The organism is Glutamicibacter protophormiae, from assembly GCF_016894325.1.
GTDB classification, from domain to species: Bacteria; Actinomycetota; Actinomycetes; order Actinomycetales; family Micrococcaceae; genus Glutamicibacter; species Glutamicibacter protophormiae.
Window position 1 is genome coordinate 2,408,831 of sequence record NZ_CP069806.1, and the last position, 18,905, is coordinate 2,427,735.

Consider the following 18,905-nt stretch of genomic DNA (forward strand, 5'->3'; position numbering starts at 1 on the left):
CTACCGGGTGCCGGCCGGTTCCCCGTCGGTCAATTGCTCAAAGGCAGCGGTGATCATTTCCTCGAGCTCTTCCTCGCCGGAAAGATGCTCTGCATGGATCGTCACACCCGCGGCAACGTAGTAGAAGGCAGCCTTGATCTGCTCCAAGGGAATTCCGTGGAGCCTGGACCAGCCCAGCCGGTAGACGGCCAGCTGCACCAGCTTGCTCTTCAAATCCTTGCCTGAGGGCACCCGCCCGGTCTTCCAGTCCAGCATCAACCAGGTGCCGTCCTCCAGGCGGAACACCGCGTCGATGCGACCGCGCACCGCGACCGGGCCGACCCGCGTTTCCAGCGGCACCTCCACATAGGCTGGCGACAGCTGCGCCCATTCGCTGGCGAGGAACGCCTCCTTCATGGATGCCAAATCCAGCGCGTCGTCCAGGTAGCTGTCGGCCGGCTCCATGAAGTCGCCCAAATCCAGCATCGCGGTCTTCTCGTAGTACTCCTCGATCCAGGCGTGGAACGCGGTGCCGCGGCGGGCGGCAAGCCCCGGGCGGCGGGGCACCGGCCTGCGCAGATTCTCCAGCACCTCGACGGGATCTTCCGCCAGCTCCACGAACAGCGAGGCGCGCACATGTTCGGGCGCTTCGATGCCGCGTTCCCTGTTCGCCAGGAATTCCCGCTGGGCGACCAGTCGCTGCGCTTCTTCGGCCCAGGCCCGCCCGACATCGGTGCTGATCTCGCGGTGCTGGTCAGCAGACACAACATCCTGCGCCAGCTGTTGCAGCACGCTGCGCCGCGAATACGGATGCGGGCTCTTGGCCACGCCGCCGCGGATCTCGGGTCCGGCCAGCGGGTCATAGGGCCAGTCGGCTTCCAGCGGCGTCATGCGGCTGGGGTTCTGCTCGGGCGCGTCTTCGTCCTTGACCCACACGCCGATCTGGGCCCGGGGATGCTCCCCTTCTGCCAGCGGCATCAACGCAGTGAAGAACAACGACGGTTCGGTCGGCTTGGTGCGGCTGTTCGTCCAGATGCTGCTGCTGCAGACCAGCAGGGTCTTGGCGCGGGTCACCGCCACATAGGCCAGGCGCCGTTCCTCCGCGATGTGGTGGTCCTCCACATCGGAGGTGAACACGGATTCGGCTTCGAGCAGCTCCTTGAGCGAACTCTGGTCGGTGTCCCACTGGGGCAAATCCCGCGCATCCCCGCGCAAGGGCCACGGCACGGCCTTGTCGCCGCTGGTCCAGCGGTCTGACTTGGAGCCGGGGAACACCCCGTCATTCATCGACATGACCGCCACGGTGTCCCATTCCAGGCCCTTGGAGGCATGCACCGTCAGCAGCTGCACGGCCCTCGGATCCGCGTCCTCACCCGGCAGCGGCAGCCCCTTTTCCTTTTCGGCGGCCTGTTCCAGCCACATCAGGAATCCGGCCAGTTCCACACGCGGCGCATTGCGGCAGTACTCGCGGACCACGTCAGCGAAGGCGTCGAGGTTCGCCCGGGACTTGTCGCGGTCCACCCAGGGACGGACGGCAACCTCGATATCCAGGTTCATGGATCGTTCGACCTCGCGGATCAGCGTATCCAGGTCGTCATTGGCCAGCAGCCGCAGCCCGGCCAGCTCCTCGCGCAGCTGCACCAGCCGGGAACGGCCTTCGGCGCTCAGCCGGCGTCCGTCCCCGCTGGTCCAGTGCTCCGGAGGGAGGTAGTCCAGCGCTTCGACCAGGCTGGCCCCGTCATTCAGCTCCGCACGGGCCGCCTCCAACGCCGGCTCGGATTCCTCCCCGGTCCCGTTCTGGATTTCCTGCGGGTTCAGCCCGCGGGCGCGGCGGCGTTCGAGCTGGCGCGACCAGTCGGCGAAAGCCGTCAGGTCCGCGGCGCCCAGCCGCCAGCGCGCGCCGGCCAGCAGCCGCATGAGCTTGTCCGAGCGCAGCGGATCCACCAGCACGTGCAGGCAGGCGACCAGGTCGGTCAGCTCGGGGGTGCTCAGCAGCCCGGACAGGCCCACGAACTGGTAGGCGATGCCCCGTTCGTCGAGCACCTCGGCCATGGAGGATAGCTGCCCGCGGTTGCGCGAGAGCACGGCACTGGTGCGCACGGTGCCATCGGCGGCGACGAAGCCCTCGGCCTGGATCAAATCGGCGATGGCTTCGGCTTCCTGGCGCACCGTGGCGCAGCGGTTGAGCACCACGCGACCGGGCATGGCGAAGGCCGAGGGCTCCAGCGGCTTCACGGCCACCGGCCCGGTGGACTGCGCGGAGCCGGCGGTAATGGCGTTGGCGGCTTCCAGCACGTTGACCGTGTTGCGCCAGGCGATGGTCAGGTGGTTGACGTGCGCCAGCTCGCGGCCGTTGGGGCGGTGGATCGGGAACTTCTCCGGGAAGCGGAACAGCTGGCCGGCGCTGGCTCCGCGGAAGCCGTAGATCGACTGGTTGGGGTCGCCCACCGCGGTCACCGGGTGGCCCTGGCCGTAGAGTTCGGAGAACAGCACCATCTGGGCGTGCGAGGTGTCCTGGAACTCGTCCAGCAGCACGACCTTGTGCGCGGTGCGTTCGGCGAGCGCGGCGGCGGGAACCTGCTGGGCGATGGTGGCCGCGTGGGCAACCAGGTCGCCGTAGTCCATGACGCCGAGCTTCTTCTTTTGCGCCGCGTAGTCCTCGGCCAGCTGCGCAATGGTGGCGCGGGAGGCCAGCTTGTCGATGAGCTTGAGCGCGGCCTGCGTCGGCGCCTTGTTCTTCTCCGGATCCATCGGCAGGGTGCGCAGCCGGGCTACCAGGTCGTCGATCCAGCTGTGGGCCTCGGGCGCGGTGAGCAGGTGTTCGGCCGCTTCGGAGCTGAAGGACACGATGGCGTCGATCAGCGTGCTGGTGGCGCTGTTCAGGTGGTGGTAGTCCCCCGTATAGCCTTCCAGCACCGAATGGGCCAGCTGCCAGGACTGCGCGGCACCCAGCAGCACGGTGTCCTCTTCCAGCCCCAGGCGCAGCCCGTGGTCCTGCACCAGGGTGTTGGCGTAGGAGTGGTAGGTGGACACCGCCGGGTCCAGGAAGTCCCGGGTGGTTTCCTCGCTGAGCAGGCCGGTGGCCACCAGCTGGGCGATCTTGGCGCGGATGCGCACCGACAGCTCACCGGCGGCCTTGCGGGTGAAGGTCACGCCGAGGATTTCCTCCGGCCGCACCAGCTGGTTGGCGACCAGCCAGACCACCTTGTCCGCCATGGTCTTGGTTTTTCCGGATCCGGCGCCGGCGATGACCAGCATGGGTTCCAGCGGGGCGCTGATGATCTGCGCCTGCTGGTCGGTGGGCGGGAACGTCTCCCCCAGCGCTTCGGAGAGCTCCTGCGGGGTGTACATGATAGTGCTCATGGCTCGGTCACCTGACGTCCTTCGTTGCACAGCGGACAGATTTCGGGAAGGGTGCAGCTGCCCAGCAGGCCTGCGGATCCGGCCACGTGCCGGGTGGTGAATTCGGTGTGGCCCATCAGTTCGGCGGCTTCCAGGATCAGCGTGCGGGCCCAGTCGTCCTCGCCCAGGGCCGGCTGGTCGCGCAGCGCCGGGCTCTTGGCGGAGGTTCCCACATAGACCAGCGACGCGCCGGCGGGGTCGTCCGACAGCCCTGCGGTGTCGGGGTGCTCTTGCAGGGCCCCGAGCTGGATGGCCGTCTGGTAGACGCCCAGCTGGGCGTGTTCCAGCACGTCGTTCTTGCTCGGCGCCGAGGCGCCGGTCTTCAGGTCCACCACGGTCACCCTGCCGTTGGCGTCGGCTTCGACGCGGTCGATGACGCCGCGGATCTGCACCGGGTCGCCCTCGGTGGGGACCTCCACGTTGAAGGGCAGCTCGCGGGCCACGAGCGTGCGCCCTTCCTGGCGCGCGGCCACGCAGTACTGGGCGAATTTCTTCAGCATCGAGTTGGCCCGGTCGAAGTCCCGCTGGCCTTCCCAGTTCTCCAGCTTCTCCAGTTCCGGCCAGCGCTCCTCGAGGATGCGCTCGTATTCGGAGCCGCTGGCCTCCGGGTGCTCCTCGGCGATGGAGTGGATCAGCGTTCCCAGCGAGGCGGCGAAGTCGTGGGCTGCGGTGCCCCCGGCGCTCTGCACGAACCAGTTCAGCGGAGACTTGACCAGCGTCTCGACCTTGGAGGGCGAGATCCTGCGCGGCTGGCCTTCCGGGATGACCGGGCCTTGGCTGCTCAACGGCAGCATGCCCCACCATGAGGAAGGGTGCGCCCCGCGGACGGTGCGCGGCTGGGCGGCCAGCCCGGCCAGCACCTGGGCGGCGTCCTGGTACAAGTCCTCGGCGCTGACCTGCGGAGGCGGGGCGATCGCGCCGAGCTGCGCGGCCTTGGCGCGTTCGGCGGTATTGCGCAGCTCCGCCACCAGGGCGGGCAGCGCGCGGATGCGCGGCACCGGGGTGGGCGCGCGGCCCTCGTCTCCGGGCGGTTCCACCAGGTCCATGAAGGAGGAGGGCTGGGAGTCCTCGTTGTCCACGGCGGTGCAGATCAGCTGCGAGCCGGCGCGGGAGACCGCGTTGCTGAAGCTGCGCAGCTCGTCGCTGCGGATCTGGCGGACCAGGTGGGTGGGGGTCCGGCTCGACAGGAAGCCGATGCCGTGCTCCACCACGTCGGCCAGCGCGTTGGAACCCAGCAGCTCGCCGCGCAGCCGCAGGTTCGGCCAGGAGCCTTCCTGCAGCCCCGGGATGAAGACAATCGGCCACTGCTTGCCCGCGGCGGCCGCGGTGGTCAGCACCGTGACGTGCTGGCCCCCGGCGCCGCGGCTGGCCAGCGAGTCCATGGGCAGTTCCTGGTGCAGGATGTGCTCGATGAACTGCTCCACGCTCGCGCCGGGCAGCTGGTCCACGAATCGCTCGGCGGCCTGGAACAGGGACAGGACCGCGTCCAGGTCGTGGTCGGCCCGGCGCGCGCTGGTTCCGGCGCCCAGGGCTTCCTCCCGCCAGGACTTGGCACGCCCGGAGGCCTCCCACATGACCCACAATGCGGTTTCCGGGGTGGCGGTGCCGGTGGCCAGTTCCTCGCGCAGCGCGGTGAACATCTTCAGCAGGCGCTGCAGGCCGAAGGCCGGTTTGCCCAGGTCTGCGGCGAGCTCCGGCTCGCTCAGGCAGGCTTCGAGCAGCTCCTGGCTGGAACGCCGGCCGCCGCGGGCCGATTCCTGCTGGCGCAGCAGCTGGCGCAGCCGGCGGATCTCCAGCGCGGTGCTCATGCCGTAGCGCGAAAGCAGCAGGTTCTGCATCAGCAGCGGGTCCTCGGCCGCGCCGTCGGCGAAGGCCAGGTCCAGCAGGTCCAGCAGCGGGCGGACGGCCGCCTCGTCCTTGAGCGGGATCTCCGCCGGCGGCACCTGCACCGCGATGCCCTGGCCTTCCAGGAAGCGGCTGAGCGAGCGCACCTGCGAGCCGTTGCGCACCACGATGGCGATGTCCGAGAGGTCCTTGCCCTCGAACAGGTTCAGCTGCACGATGCGCTGGGCGATGAAGCGCTCCTCCAGGGTGGAGTTCTCGAAGGTCAGCGCCCGGGCGGCACCCTTGCCGGCGGCGGCGACCGGTTCCACGGCGCGGCCCCTGGTTCCCGTGGCCACCGGGATGCGCTTGACGATGCGGCGCCAGGCCTCGGTGATCTCCGGGCCCATGCGGTAGCCGGTGGACAGCTCCAGGATCCGCGCGTCCGCTGCGCTGGTGTAGCGCTCGGAGAAACGGTGCAGCTGGTCGGCGCGGGCACCGCGGAACCCCTGGACCACGCTGTCCGGCGCGGCGAAGGCCAGCAGCGGGCGGTCGCGGCCCAGCAGCGCCAGCAGCCGGTGCTGGGACAGCGTGGCTTCCTGCAGGTCATCCACGAGGATCAATTGCAGGCGGTCCTGCTCGGCGTGCAGGAAGTCTTGGTTTTCTTCCAGGAGCTGCGCGGCCCGGGTGATCAGGCCCGCGGGGTCGAAGGCCTCGGCGTTGCCCAGGTCCAGCAGGTCGCGGTATTCCTGGTAGAACAGGGCCGCGGCAATCCATTCCTGCCGTCCCACCGCCTGGCCGTAGTCCGCGATGTCGGCCGGGTCCAAGCCAAGCTCAGAGACGCGGTCGAAGAATTCGCGCAGCTCCTTGCGGAAACCGCGGGTCGGAACCGCCAGGTCGAGGTCCGCCGGCCAGCCCGGGCCCGGGGTCAGCCCCTGGGCATGGCCTTCGAGCAGGCTGCCGATGAGGGTGTCCTGCTCGGGGCCCGACAGCAGGCGCGGGGAGCGCTCGATGAAGGGAAGCAGCCCTTCGACCCTGGCCCGGCGGATCAGGTCGAACGCGTAGGCGGACCAGGTGCGAACCACCGGTTCGGTGAAGGTGCGCTGGGCGCGGCGGCTGAGCTCGTCGCGGATGGAGGCGGCGCTCAGGCGGGTGGGCGCGATGACCAGCAGCGACAGCGGGTCCAGCCCGGCGTCCAGGCGGGCCACGGCGGTGTCGATGAGCGCGGTGGTCTTGCCGGTGCCGGGGGCTCCGGTGACCAGCAGGGGTGTTCGGGCGCTGGCCAGGGTGTCCAGCAGCGGGGCCGATTCCTCGGCGGGTACGTCGTGCATATTCATAGTTGATCATCCGCCTCGGACATTTTCGGGTTGCCCAATGCCGCACGCAATTTGTCGATGCGTTCCCACTGCTCGGGGCCGGGCTTCCAGCGTTTGATGTTCATGTCGATCCGCCGGCCCGGCGCCGCGAGCCCCTCGGCGGCCCAGTGCGGGCTGGCTTCCGCCAAGAGCGCACCGGTGATCGTTCCATCGGCCCGCAGGATCCGCCACCATGGTGTGCCAAGCGGGGCGGAACCCATGGCCTTGCCCGACTGCCGGGCCGAGCCTGCGCCCAGCAGTTCGGCCACGTCGCCGTAGCTCAGGACCGCGCCGCGCGGGACCAGCCGGGCCAGCTCGTGGACGGCGTCGGGATAGGCCAGTGAATCATCGCGCGGGGCTCGGGTCATGAATCCATTGTGCCAAGCCGGCCGCCGTGTTCCACATCCGGTGCGTCCAAGACCCGACATGTCTGCGCAGGGCTGTAGCGTTGAACCATGACTGAATGGCAGAACGGCCTCGCCGTAGGCTTTGACTTGGAAACTACCGGCGTTGACACCGCCACCGCGCGCATCGTCACCGCTTCGGTGGTGCTGCTCGATGCGCAGGAGAACATCGTCAACCAACGCGAGTGGCTGGTTGATCCGGGGATCGAGATTCCCGAAGCGGCCACGGCCGTGCACGGGGTCTCCACCGAGAAGGCCCGCGCCGAGGGCATTCCGGCCCCGCAGGCGGTGCGGGAGATCCTGGGCCTGCTCGCCTTCGCCTCCCAGCAGGCTCCGCTGATCGCCTTCAACGCCTCCTACGATTTCTCGGTGCTGCATTCCGAGGCGCTGCGCTACGACATGCCTCCGTTCATCCCGGGCAACGTGATCGATCCGTTCATCATCGACAAGCAGGTCGACAAGTGGCGCAAGGGCAAGCGGACCCTGGGCGCCGCCTGCGAGCACTACGGAGTGGTGCTGGAGAATGCGCACACTTCCTTCGCCGACGCCGTGGCCTGCGTGGCGGTGGCCCGGGCGATCGCGGAGAAGTACCCCCAGCTGCAGGTCGACCCGCAGGTGCTGCACGGCTGGCAGATCGGCTGGGCGCGCGAGCAGGCCGAGAGTTTCCAGGCCTACCTGCGCAAGACCAAGCCGGAGGCGGTCGTCGACGGCGCGTGGCCCATCAAGGACGACTAGGACCAGGCTCCCCGGCCGGAGCACCGGGGGTGGGTAATGCACTTCACAGCCCGTCCTGGCAGCCCTAGCACGCCGCGAAACAGGTCATTCGTTCATATATCACCGCCGTCGCGCGAAGTATATTCGACATCCACCCTGCCAATACCCGATATTAAGGACGATGACCAAGCACAAGGGGTCATTCGGGCGATTTTGTTCGATAGTGATTGAATGGGGGGTACTCTCTAACACCCTCTGAGAACCTGAAGGAACACGCCTAGTGATCACAGTTAGTGACCTGCGCAAGGTCTACCGCCAGGGAAGCAATGACGTTGTCGCCCTCGGCGGGGTCAGCCTTGAAGTCCCTACCGGGAAAATTCATGGCATCGTCGGACATTCCGGAGCTGGCAAATCCACCCTCGTCCGCTGCCTGACCTTGCTCGACCAGCCCACATCCGGGACCGTCGCGGTTAACGGCAAGGAGCTGACCAACGTCAGCGCGGACGAGCTGCGCGACGCGCGCCGCCGGATCGGCATGGTTTTCCAGCACGCTAACCTCTTCGATTCACGCACCACCGAGCAGAACGTCGGCTACCCGCTAGAGCTCACCGGCACCCCGAAGAAGCAGATCGCCGCCAAGGTCGCCGAGCTGCTGGAGCTCGTGGGCCTGACCAAGTTCGCCAAGGCCTACCCTTCCCAGCTTTCCGGCGGCCAGCGCCAGCGTGTGGGCATCGCCCGCGCCCTGGCCACCGATCCGGATGTCCTGCTGTGCGACGAGCCCACCAGCGCCCTGGATCCCAAGACCACCGACGAGATCCTGGACCTGGTCAAGAAGCTGCGCGACCGCCTGAACATCACGGTGCTGATCATCACCCATGAGATGCACGTGGTGAAGCAGGCCTGCGATTCGGTATCGCTGCTTGAGGGCGGGTTCATCGTCGAGCACGGCGATATCGCCTCGGTGATCACCAATGCCCAGGGCCGCTTGGCCCACACCCTGCTGCCGCTGCCCGGGGACGCTCCGCGTTCGGCCGGGGTCGGCACGATCCTGGACCTGCTGTACACCGGCGACCAGGCCACCGAGCCGGTGATTTCAGCGGTCTCCCGCACCTTCAACATCGACGTCAACGTCCTGGCCGGTTCGGTGGAACAGCTGGGCGACCAGCAGTACGCGCACCTGCGCATCCAACTGCCCCTCGATGCGGATGTCGAGACGATCACCAATTACCTGTTGTCGAACGGCATTGCCGTGACCGTGAAGGGAACCAAGTAAACCCATGGATTTCCTCACTCCCACCGTCCAGAAAGCCATGCTGACCGCCACCTGGGAAACCGTGGAGATGGTGCTCATCTCCGGTGTCGTCACGGTCGTCGTCGGCCTGCTGCTGGGCATCCTGCTCCACGTCACCGGCAAGGGCGGCTTGGCCCCCGTGCGCTGGCTGAACGCGATCCTCTCCGGGATCATCGTGAACATCACCCGCTCGATCCCCTTCGCCATCCTGATGGTGGCGCTGATTCCGCTCGCGGTCATCATCGTGGGAACCTCGCTGGGCCCGGTCGCCGCCTCGGTCTCGCTGACCATCGGCACCGTCCCGTTCTTCGCCCGCCTGGTGGAGACCGCCCTGCGCGACGTCGCCTCCGGCAAGGTCGACGCCGCGCTGGTCATGGGCTCCACCAAGATGCAGGTCATCCGCAAGGTCTTGGTGCCCGAAGCGATGCCAGGCATCGTCTCTGCCATCACCACGACCGTGGTCACGCTGATCGGCTACTCGGCCATGGCCGGCCTGGTCGGTGGCGGCGGTCTGGGCCGCATGGCCTACACCTACGGCTACACCCGCTACAACCCGGGCATCATGATCCTGACGATCATCATCATCGTCATCATGGTGCAGATCGTCCAGATCATCGGCGATCTGATCGCCCGCAAGGTCGACCACCGCTAGAAACGTCCGCCGGTCCATCCGGCGGTCGCCCGCAACGCTTCGGCTTCCGGGCAGAAAACACTCGCACACGCCGTTTACGGCACATCAAACTAAGGAATACGCAATGCGCAAAAAGCTCGCTCTTGCACTGACCGGTGTCGCAGCAATCTTCGCCCTCTCCGCCTGCGGCGGCAGCGATGCACCTGCCGCCGACGCCTCGGCCCAGCCGCTGGATCCGGCAAACCCGGTGGTCCTCAAGGTCGGCGCCAGCCCGGTTCCGCAGGCCCAGATCCTGACCTACATCGACGAGAACCTCGCCAAGGACGCAGGCATCGACCTGGACGTCGTGGAAATCGACGACTACGTCACCCCGAACACTTCCCTGGCCGACAAGTCGCTGGACGCCAACTACTTCCAGACCGAGAAGTACCTGGCTACCGAAGTTGCCGAGAAGGGCTACAAGTTCGCCCACGGCGCCGGCATCCACGTCGAGCCGATGACCGTCTTCTCGAAGAAGTTCGACAAGGCAGCAGACGTCACCGACGGCGCCACCGTGGTGCTGAACAACGACCCGGTCAACCAGCTGCGCGGCATGCGCGTGCTGGAATCCGCAGGCCTGCTGGCCGGTCTGGAAGACACCGACTCGGTGCTCACCGTTCAGGACGACAAGGCCAAGAACCCCAAGGGCCTGGAACTCAAGGATGTCAACGCCGAGCAGGTCCCGCAGTACTACACCAAGGACAATTCGATCGACATTGCCGTCATCAACGGCAACTTCATCGTCCAGGCCAAGCTGAACAAGGACGAGATCCTGGCTCAGGAATCCGGCGAGAACAACCCGAACGCCAACTTCCTGACCTGGCGTGAAGGCGAAGAGACCCCGGCCATCGCGAAGCTCGAAGAGCTGCTGCACTCGGACGAGGTCCGCACCTACATCAAGGACACCTGGACCGACGGAAGCGTCATCCCGGCCTTCTAGCCACCACGGCACCGCATGAATTGCTCGGCCGCTCATCCTCTTTGACCAGTGTCATTGGCCAGGATGGGCGGCCGTGTTTTTTTGCATCCGGTGATCCCCAGTCCGCCAGGCAAGCCCCGCGAGGCCGGCGGCGGCACCGCGGCCGCGCTCCCCCGGGCATCTCAGTGACCCGGCCACGATCAAGTCATCTAACGGCACAGGTCCCCAGGGTACTCCTCCCGGATGCCAGCGCACCAACACAAAACACCGATGTATTCCGCCTCGTCTGGATCACAGGGAAGGCGGATGCATCGGTGTTTTCAGAAACCCGGCGGGTCGGGCCACTTCAGCGGCAGGGCCAGCGGGTTATGCGGCTACCGGGCTGATGCCGCCGAGCTGTCTTCGAGTTCTGCGCCGCCCTCAGCGGCGTCGTCATCGTTCAGCCGTGAATGGCGACGGCCGTAGGCGAAGTAGATGAGTACGCCGGCTGCGAGCCATACAACGAAGTAGAGCCAGGTTTCGATGGCCAGGTTAAACATCAGGTAGGTGCACAGCAGGGCCGAAACGATCGGGATCACCGGGCCGAAGGGAACACGGAACGCGGGCTTCAGGTCCGGACGCTTGCGACGCAGCACCAGGATACCCAGGCTGACCATCACGAAGGCGGACAGCGTACCGATGTTGATCATCTCTTCGAGCACATCCACGCGAGTGAACCCGGCGGCCAACGCCACCAAGGTGCCGCAGATGACCGTGATGCGCACCGGGGTGCCGCGCTTGGCGCTGACCTTGGACAGCGAATGCGGCAGCAGCCCGTCGCGGCTGATGGCAAGCACCACACGCGTCAAACCCATCAGCAGCACCATCACCACGGTGGTCAACCCGATGAGCGAGCCGACGGCGATGATGGAGGCCGCGCCTTCGTTTCCTACCGCGGCGAAGGCGGTGGCCAGCGTCGGATTCTCCACGGCTGCCAAATCCTTGTAGGAAACCATGCCGGTCAGCGCGAAGGACACGCCGATGTAGAGCAGCGTGGTGAGCGCCAGGCCTGCGAAGATGCCACGAGGCAGCGTCTTGCTGGGGTTCTTGACCTCTTCGGCGCTGGTGGCCACCACGTCGAAGCCGACGAAGGCGAAGAACACCAAGGCGGCGCCCGCCAGCACTCCCGCCATGCCGTACTGGGCCGGTGTGGCTCCCGTGGCAAAGGAGAAGAGCGACTGCTGGAGCACGCCGGCAGTGCCGTTCCCGGCGGCCGGAACCGCCTCGGGGACGAACGGGGTCAAGTTCTCCGCGTTGAAGTAGAACAGGCCGGCGACAACCACGAAGAGCACCACGGCGATCTTGATGATGGTGAACACGTTCCCGACAGTTGCCGACAACTTGGTCCCCAAGACGAGCAGCACCGTGAACAGTGCAACAATCAGCAACGGCCCCCAGCTCATGGTCACGGGACCCAGGCCAACGGTCGGAGAGAGATGGATCCCGGCAAACTGGAATACTTCGGTGAGGTAGATACCCCAATATTTGGCGATCACCGCCGCCGCGGTGAACAGTTCGAGGATCAGGTTCCATCCAATGATCCAGGCGATGAACTCGCCCATGATGGCGTAGGAGAACACATACGCGGAACCCGCCACGGGGATCGCGGTCGCGAACTCGGCATAACACATGATCGCCATCGCACAGGTCAGTGCGGCGATGACGAAGGACACCGTGACGGCGGGGCCGGCGAAATTGGCGGCCGCCCGCGCGCCCACGGAGAAGATGCCCGCACCCACCGACACCGCGACACCCATGATCATCAGATCCCAGGTGTTCAGGGTCCTTTTGAGCTGACGTCCGGGCCCTGCGGCGTCCGCCAGGAAACTCTCAACTGGCTTGGTACGAAATAGGCTCACTTTGATCCCTTTGGGAGATGAAATGAGAAAAACTTACCGCACAAGCCTAGCCGTACAACATGGGAGCGGTTTTCCGCATTTTCCCAGATCAGAAGGTAGCAGGGCACTGGTTTCGACAGATTGGAGGGATACCGGCCACCGAATATTGTTCAACAATAATCCGGTTGACGTGGGTTGATGCCACGACCCGAACCGCCCGGAGCAGGCAACGCCGGCAGGCAGAGCTCCACGAAGCCCCAGCGACTTGGAGCATCGTCCTGTGACTCATGACTCGTGGAGCGGTAGCGCGCAGTGCCATTAAACGCAGGAGGCTCCCCGCCCATCCGCGCGACACGTGGTGTGTCGGGCGGATGGGCGGGGAGCCGATGATGCCCGTGGCCGGGGCGGAATCCTAGGCCGTGGCGGCCGCCGCGGCCTTGGCCGCTGCCGGCAGGGCGGAGATGATCCGGTCAAGCGCCGCGTCGTCGTGGGCGGCCGAAACGAACCATGCCTCGAACACGCTTGGCGGCAGGTAGACGCCGGAGTCCAGCATGGAGTGGAAGAACGGCGCGTAGCGGAATGCTTCCTGCTTCTGGGCGTCGGCGTAGTTGTGCACGCCGTTGGCGGAGGTGCCGAAGGCCACGGAGAACAGGGTGCCGGCACGCTGGATCGAGTGGTCCAGGCCCTCGGCGTTGAAAGCCGAGGTGATGGCATCCTGCAGGGCCGCTGACTGCTTGGCCAGGAAGGAGTAGACCTCGTCGGTGGCATTCTCCAGCTGGGCGATGCCGGCGGCCATGGCCACCGGGTTGCCCGACAGGGTTCCGGCCTGGTAGACCGGGCCCAGCGGTGCCAGGTAGTCCATGACCTCGGCGCGGCCGCCCAGGGCGGCGGTCGGCAGGCCGCCGCCGATGACCTTGCCGAAGGTGTACAGGTCGGCGTTCCAGCCTTCCACCCGCCCGGTCAGGCCCCAATAGCCGGCATCCGAGGCGCGGAAGCCGGTGAGCACCTCGTCCAGGATCAGCAGGGCGCCGTGCTGGGCGGTGGTGTCCTTGAGGAACTTGTTGAAGCCCTCCTCCGGGGTCACCACACCCATGTTGCACGGTGCGGATTCGGTGATCACCGCGGCGATGTTGCTTCCGTGCTCGGCGAAGGCCGCTTGAACGGCGGCGCGGTCGTTGTACGGCAGCACCAGGGTTTCAGCGGCGGTGGCGGCGGTGACGCCGGCGGAGCCCGGCAGGGCCAGGGTGGCGACGCCCGAACCGGCATCGGCCAGCAGGCCGTCCAGGTGGCCGTGGTAGCAGCCGGAGAACTTGATGATCAGTTCGCGGCCGGTGAAGCCGCGGGCCAGGCGCACGGCGGTCATGGTGGCCTCGGTGCCGGTGGAGACCATGCGCAGGCGCTCCACCCCGCCCATGCGGTTCTTGATCAGCTGGCCGAGCTTCGCCTCGTCCGGGGTGGAAGCGCCGAAGGACAGCCCGCGGTCCACTGCTGCATGCACGGCGGCCTGGATGGCGGGGTGCGAGTGGCCCAGCAGCGCAGGACCCCACGAGCAGACCAGGTCCACGTATTCCTTGCCGTCCGCGTCGGTCAGGTACGCGCCCTTGGCGCCGACCATGAACGGCGGGATGCCGCCGACCGAGCCGAAGGCGCGCACCGGGGAGTTCACGCCGCCGGGCATGACCTCGCGGGCCTCGGCAAAGAGCTTTTCAGAGTTCGACATGCGTATTACTTGCCTTCCTTGAGCCAGCCGGCAACTTCGGCTGCGTAGTATGTGAGGATCTGTTCGGCGCCTGCCCGCTTGATGGACAGCAGGGATTCGAGCACCGAGGCCCTGCGGTCGATCCAGCCGTTGGCGCTGGCGGCCTCGATCATCGAGTACTCGCCGGAAATCTGGTAGGCGGAGACCGGCACCGGGGAAATCTCCGCCACGTCGCGCACGATGTCCAGGTAGCTCATGGCCGGCTTGACCATGATCATGTCGGCGCCCTCGGCGATGTCCAGCTCGGCTTCCAGGATGGCTTCGCGGCGGTTGGCGGCGTCCATCTGGTAGGTGCGGCGGTCGCCCTTGAGCTGGGAATCCACTGCTTCGCGGAAGGGTCCGTAGAAGGCGCTGGCGTACTTGGCGCTGTAGGCGAGGATTGCGGTGTCCAGGTGGCCTTCGGCATCCAGGGCCTCGCGGATCGCGCCGACCTGGCCGTCCATCATGCCCGACGGGCCGAGCATGTGCGCCCCGGCCTGGGCCTGGGCCACGGCCATCTGGCCGTAGATCGCCAAGGTGGCGTCGTTGTCCACGGCGCCGTCGGCATCCAGCACGCCGCAGTGGCCGTGCGAGGTGAACTCGTCCAGGCACACGTCGGACATGACCACCAGGTCATCACCCACCTCGGCGCGCACCGCGGCGATGCCGCGGTTCAGGATGCCCTGCGGGTCGATGCCCGCCGAGCCGTTCTCATCGCGTTCGGCCGGGATGCCGAAGAGCATGATGCCGCCCAGGCCCAGCGTGACCGCTTGCGCTGCGGCGGCCTTCAGGCTGTCCATGGTGTGCTGGTAGACGCCGGGCATCGAGGTGATCTCGTTGGGCTCGGCCAGGCCCTCGCGCACGAATGCCGGCAGGATCAGCTGGCGTGCGGACAGTTCGTTCTGCGCAACCAGCGCTCGGACGGCCGGATTCTGCCGCAGGCGGCGTGGTCGATGCTGAGGGAAACCCATGGCTTCGTATCTCCAGTTCTAGTCTTGCTTCTTCGAAAGTCTTGGTGCGGCCGTGCGCTGCGCGGCCTGGTCGATGCCCAGCACACCGCGTGCGGCCTGCGCCAGGCCGACCGGCCCGGGGTCCTGCGCGGTGCCGTGCACCGGGAGTCCCGCGGCTTCCAGCGCGCGGGCGGTGGGCTGGCCAATGGCCAGCGTGTGAACGCGCTCGGGCAGCCGGCCGCCGGCCAGCTGCACGAAGCGCCGCACGATGCTCGGGGCGCTGAACACCACCAGATCCAGTTCTTCCAGTTTCGCACCGATCTGCGCCGGATCAAGGCGTGTGACGTGTTCCGGCGCAGCTGGCCCGGGCACGGGGCGGCCCGGGGTGCCGGCGTCCACGGTGCGGTAGGCGATGACCTCGTCCACCTGCACCGGCAGGCCGGCCAGGAAATCGCCCAGCGTGCCGCTGGCCAGGTCCCCGTGCGGGTAGCAGATGCGCGCCCCGACCGGCGGGGCCCACTGCGCGGCCATGCCCGCCGCGGACTGCACCTCGGGCTGGAAATCGGTCTCCAGGCCCAGCAGCTCGCGGGCCGATTGGGCGGTTTTGGCGCCGACGACCGCGAGCTCCAGGGACTGCGGCAGCGGCCGGCCGTCCAGCAGCTCGTGCAGCACCGCCACGGTGGTGGCGCTGGTGAGCACCAGCCAGTCGTAGGATCCGGCCCGCAGCGCCGCCGCCATGGACGACAGCGCCGCGGTGTCCTGCGGCCAGATGGCGTCGATCAGCCGGGCGCACCAGGAGGTGATGCCCAGCTTCTCGAATTCCTGCACGGTGGCCGCGGCGCGGGCCGCATCGCGCAGGATCAGTGCCTGGTATGCCATGGGCCTGCTAGGCCAGCCCGGCGATGACCGCCGCGCCGTCGGCCAGCATGCCGTTGGCCAGCTCGCGGCCCAGCGCCTGCGCTGCGGCCACATCGGCCAGCGGGGCGGCCGCGCTGCGGCGCATGACCTCGGAGCCGTCGGGGTTGCAGGCCACGGCGTCCAGCACCAGCTGGTTCTCCTGGACGCGGGCCAGCGCGCCGATCGGCGCGGCGCAGCCTGCCTCCAGGGCGTTGAGCAGCGCGCGTTCGGCTTCCACCTGCAGGCGGGTGTGCAGGTCGTCGAAGCGGGCCAGCGCCTGGTCGAGTTCCGCATGGTCGGTGCCGGCCGTGCGGGTCTCCAGCGCCAGCGCGCCCTGGCCGGGAGCCGGGAGCATGATCGACGGGTCCAGGTACTGGGTGATGTGCTTTTCCAGTCCCAGCCGGCGCATGCCGGCCGCGGCCAGGATCACCGCATCCAAGTCGCCCTGGGTGGCCCGTCCCACGCTGCCGTCGTCCAGGGTGTCCCCCACGCCCTTGACCCGGCCCAGCCGGGTGGGCACGTTGCCGCGGATGTCCACGATCACAAGGTCCTGGCGGTAGGCGCGCAGCTGGGCGGCGCGGCGCGGGGAGCCCGTGCCGATCTTCGCGCCTTCCGGCAGCTCGTCAAGGGTCATCCCGTCGCGGCCGCACAGCGCGTCGCGCACGTCCTCGCGCGGCGGGATGGCGGCGAGCACCAGGCCCTCGGGCTGCACGGTGGGCAGGTCCTTGAGCGAGTGCACCGCCAGGTCGCAGCCGCCGTCCAGCAGGTGCTGGCGCAGCGCGGCGGCGAACACGCCGGTGCCGCCCAGGTTGGCCAGCGAACCGGTCACCACATCGCCCTCGGTCTTCACCAGCACGGTGTCGACTTCAAGGCCGGACAGCTGCGCCAGCTGGTCGGCAGCCCATCCGGTCTGCGTGGTGGCCAGCGCGCTGCCCCGGGTTCCTACTCGGAAGGACTGGGTCATGGCTGCGGCACTCCTACCTCTGAGTCCACCGCGCCGATGGTCGGGCGCAGGGTGCCGTCCATGGCAAGCTTTTCGCAGCAGCCAGGGCGGCAGACGTCGAACCAGGGGCCCAGCGCGGTTTCGGACAGGCGCCCTTCGCGCAGCGGCTTGCCGTCGGGGCCGGCCAGCCGCTCCTCGACCAGGTCCACCAGGCCCGAGACGAATGCGCGGTGCGTCCCCGGGGTGGGCACGCGGGCGAAAGCCAGCCCCAGCCGCGCGCAGGTGTCCTTGGCCTCGGTGTCCAGGTCCCAGAGCACCTCCATGTGGTCGGAGATGAAGCCGATCGGCACCACCACCACGCCCGCCACGCCGGCTGCGGCGTCCTCTTCCAGCGCGTCGTTGATATCCGGTTCAAGCCACGGGGTGTGCGGGGATCCGGAGCGGGACTGGTAGACCAGGGAATGCTCCAGACCGGCGGCCTGCGGCACGTTGGCCAGGATGTGCTCGGCCACTGCGCGGTGCTGGGCGGTGTACAGGTTCTCGTCCAGCGTGCTCCGGATGGCCTCCGGGCCTGCCGCGTCGGCATCGCTGGTGGGGATCGAGTGCGTGACGAACACGATCTTGATCTTCCCCTCCGGCGTTCCGGCGGCGTCCAGCTGTTCGCGGACCGAGGCCAGCGAGGCCGGCAGCTGGTCGATGAAGGGCTGAACGAAGGCCGGGGTGTCGAAGAACTGGCGCAGCTTGTCGACCTCCACCACGCCTTCCAGGCCGGTGGCGCGCAGGCCCAGGCCAAGGTCCTCGCGGTACTGGCGGCAGGCCGAGTAGCCCGAGTAGGCGCCGGTGCCCATGAGCAGCACGGTGCGGTGCCCGTCCGCGGCGATCTGCTCCAGCGTATCGTTCACGAACGGGTGCCAGTTGCGGTTGCCCCAGTAGATCGGCACGTTGATGCCGCGGGCGGCGAACTCGGCTTCCAGCGCGGCCTTCAGCGCGCGGTTCTGCGCGTTGATCGGCGAGACGCCGCCGTTGGTGCGGTAGTGCACCGCGACCTCTTCCAGGCGCTCGTCCGGGATGCCGCGGCCTCCGGTGACGTTGCGCAGGAACGGGATGACGTCATCCTGCCCCTCGGGGCCGCCGAAGGAGGCGAGCAGGATCGCGTCATAGGCTTTCGGAATCATGCGCCCGTTCTCGTCGTAGCCGGTGCGCGGATCGAAGGACTGGCTCACAGAAGCACCTCAAGCGCCTCGGCGGCGCTGATGCGGCGGCCGGTGTAGAACGGGGTTTCCTCGCGCACGTGGTGGCGGGCCTCGGTGTAGCGCAGGTGGCGCATCATGTCGACCAGGTCGATCATGTCATCGGCTTCCAGGCAGATCTGCCACTCGTAGTCGCTGAAGGAGAAGGCGGCCACGGTGTTGGCCAGCACCTCGGGGAACTCGCGGCCCAGGACTCCGTGGTCGCGCAGCATCTTTCCGCGTTCGGCCGGATCCATGGTGTACCAGTCGGTGGAACGCACGAACGGGTAGACCGTCATCCAGCCCTTGGCGTCGACGCCGCGGGCGAAGGCCGGCGAGTGGTCCTTGGCGAACTCGGCCTCGCGGTGCACACCCATGGTGGAGTAGACGATCTGCGTGCCGGCCAGCAGCGCGGAGCGGCGGATCTTGCGCATGGAGGCCTGCAGCAGTTCAGCGGCCGGGCCGTGGATCCAGATCATGATGTCCGCGTCCTCGCGCATCGCCGACACGTCGTAGATGCCGCGCACGACGGCGCCCTCGGCGGCCAGCTGCTCAATCAGCGCGTCGAACTCGGCGGCCGCGGCGTCGGTACGCGGGACGGCGTCCGAGCGCTTGAAGATGGTCCACAGGGTGTAGAAGAAGGTCGGGTTCTCGCCGGCGTTTTCGCGTTCGCGGATGACTGGCGAATTGTGCTCCGGTGCGTTGCTCACTGGTGT

At 67.8% G+C, this 18,905-nt stretch carries 14 protein-coding genes; 4 read left to right on the forward strand and 10 right to left on the reverse strand.

From position 1 onward, the window contains the following. Genes JQN66_RS11170 through JQN66_RS11180 form a run of 3 tightly spaced genes read right to left on the reverse strand, consistent with a single transcriptional unit; the run spans window position 1 to window position 6,925 of the window. Window positions 1-3,342, reverse strand: coding sequence for an ATP-dependent helicase (locus tag JQN66_RS11170; RefSeq protein ID WP_204675010.1), 3,342 nt, complete (start codon window positions 3,340-3,342; stop codon window positions 1-3). Further along, the gene (locus JQN66_RS11175) at window positions 3,339-6,533 is read right to left on the reverse strand and encodes an ATP-dependent helicase (protein ID WP_239463991.1); all 3,195 of its coding nucleotides are present in this window, start codon (window positions 6,531-6,533) and stop codon (window positions 3,339-3,341) included. Before JQN66_RS11175 ends, JQN66_RS11170 begins: the two co-directional genes overlap by 4 nt. A 2-nt stretch (window positions 6,534-6,535) precedes the next feature. Next, window positions 6,536-6,925: an MGMT family protein gene (locus JQN66_RS11180; RefSeq protein ID WP_204675014.1), complete on the reverse strand. Its 390-nt coding sequence runs from the start codon at window positions 6,923-6,925 to the stop codon at window positions 6,536-6,538. Window positions 6,926-7,012: 87 nt separating this feature from the next. Between JQN66_RS11180 and JQN66_RS11185 the strand changes: the two genes are divergently transcribed. From JQN66_RS11185 to JQN66_RS11200, 4 genes are all read left to right on the forward strand, one after another. Beyond that, the gene (locus JQN66_RS11185; RefSeq protein ID WP_204675016.1) at window positions 7,013-7,696 is read left to right on the forward strand and encodes an exonuclease domain-containing protein; all 684 of its coding nucleotides are present in this window, start codon (window positions 7,013-7,015) and stop codon (window positions 7,694-7,696) included. A 259-nt stretch (window positions 7,697-7,955) separates the two neighbouring features. Beyond that, window positions 7,956-8,948 (forward strand): methionine ABC transporter ATP-binding protein, encoded by a 993-nt coding sequence (locus JQN66_RS11190; protein WP_204675017.1) that lies wholly within the window; start codon window positions 7,956-7,958, stop codon window positions 8,946-8,948. 4 nt (window positions 8,949-8,952) lie between these two features. Beyond that, on the forward strand, window positions 8,953-9,618 hold the full coding sequence (locus JQN66_RS11195; RefSeq protein ID WP_204675019.1) for a methionine ABC transporter permease: 666 nt from the start codon (window positions 8,953-8,955) through the stop codon (window positions 9,616-9,618). Between the two features lie 103 nt (window positions 9,619-9,721). Beyond that, entirely contained in the window at window positions 9,722-10,576 is an 855-nt protein-coding gene (locus tag JQN66_RS11200; RefSeq protein ID WP_204675021.1) for a MetQ/NlpA family ABC transporter substrate-binding protein, read from the forward strand. 353 nt (window positions 10,577-10,929) lie between these two features. On the opposite strand, the gene JQN66_RS11205 is transcribed toward JQN66_RS11200, so the two are convergent. From JQN66_RS11205 to hemQ, 7 genes are all read right to left on the reverse strand, one after another. Next, window positions 10,930-12,453 (reverse strand): amino acid permease, encoded by a 1,524-nt coding sequence (locus tag JQN66_RS11205; RefSeq protein WP_204675023.1) that lies wholly within the window; start codon window positions 12,451-12,453, stop codon window positions 10,930-10,932. Between the two features lie 391 nt (window positions 12,454-12,844). Then, a complete protein-coding gene (hemL, locus tag JQN66_RS11210; RefSeq protein ID WP_188946605.1) occupies window positions 12,845-14,152 on the reverse strand; it encodes a glutamate-1-semialdehyde 2,1-aminomutase in 1,308 nt (435 codons plus the stop codon). A gap of 5 nt (window positions 14,153-14,157) precedes the next feature. Continuing rightward, complete coding sequence (gene hemB / locus JQN66_RS11215) at window positions 14,158-15,141, reverse strand: porphobilinogen synthase (RefSeq protein ID WP_204675025.1); 984 nt, start codon at window positions 15,139-15,141, stop codon at window positions 14,158-14,160. Between the two features lie 18 nt (window positions 15,142-15,159). Then, entirely contained in the window at window positions 15,160-15,999 is an 840-nt protein-coding gene (locus JQN66_RS11220) for a uroporphyrinogen-III synthase (protein WP_204675027.1), read from the reverse strand. A gap of 7 nt (window positions 16,000-16,006) precedes the next feature. Then, entirely contained in the window at window positions 16,007-16,981 is a 975-nt protein-coding gene (hemC, locus tag JQN66_RS11225; protein ID WP_204675029.1) for a hydroxymethylbilane synthase, read from the reverse strand. After that, the gene (locus JQN66_RS11230) at window positions 16,978-18,183 is read right to left on the reverse strand and encodes a ferrochelatase (RefSeq protein WP_239463992.1); all 1,206 of its coding nucleotides are present in this window, start codon (window positions 18,181-18,183) and stop codon (window positions 16,978-16,980) included. Before JQN66_RS11230 ends, hemC begins: the two co-directional genes overlap by 4 nt. Continuing rightward, window positions 18,180-18,866, reverse strand: coding sequence for a hydrogen peroxide-dependent heme synthase (gene hemQ, locus JQN66_RS11235; RefSeq protein ID WP_204677568.1), 687 nt, complete (start codon window positions 18,864-18,866; stop codon window positions 18,180-18,182). The genes JQN66_RS11230 and hemQ overlap by 4 nt, the downstream gene beginning before the upstream one ends. Between the last annotated feature and the right edge of the window lie 39 nt (window positions 18,867-18,905).

Excerpts from the sequence above, each read along its gene's own strand:
- JQN66_RS11170 (WP_204675010.1), bottom strand. The coding sequence starts at position 3,342 with ATGAGCACTATCATGTACACCCCGCAGGAGCTCTCCGAAGCGCTGGGG.
- hemC (WP_204675029.1), bottom strand. The coding sequence starts at position 16,981 with ATGACCCAGTCCTTCCGAGTAGGAACCCGGGGCAGCGCGCTGGCCACC.
- JQN66_RS11175 (WP_239463991.1), bottom strand. The coding sequence starts at position 6,533 with ATGCACGACGTACCCGCCGAGGAATCGGCCCCGCTGCTGGACACCCTG.
- hemB (WP_204675025.1), bottom strand. The coding sequence starts at position 15,141 with ATGGGTTTCCCTCAGCATCGACCACGCCGCCTGCGGCAGAATCCGGCC.
- hemL (WP_188946605.1), bottom strand. The coding sequence starts at position 14,152 with ATGTCGAACTCTGAAAAGCTCTTTGCCGAGGCCCGCGAGGTCATGCCC.
- JQN66_RS11180 (WP_204675014.1), bottom strand. The coding sequence starts at position 6,925 with ATGACCCGAGCCCCGCGCGATGATTCACTGGCCTATCCCGACGCCGTC.
- JQN66_RS11220 (WP_204675027.1), bottom strand. The coding sequence starts at position 15,999 with ATGGCATACCAGGCACTGATCCTGCGCGATGCGGCCCGCGCCGCGGCC.
- JQN66_RS11195 (WP_204675019.1), top strand. The coding sequence starts at position 8,953 with ATGGATTTCCTCACTCCCACCGTCCAGAAAGCCATGCTGACCGCCACC.
- JQN66_RS11200 (WP_204675021.1), top strand. The coding sequence starts at position 9,722 with ATGCGCAAAAAGCTCGCTCTTGCACTGACCGGTGTCGCAGCAATCTTC.
- JQN66_RS11185 (WP_204675016.1), top strand. The coding sequence starts at position 7,013 with ATGACTGAATGGCAGAACGGCCTCGCCGTAGGCTTTGACTTGGAAACT.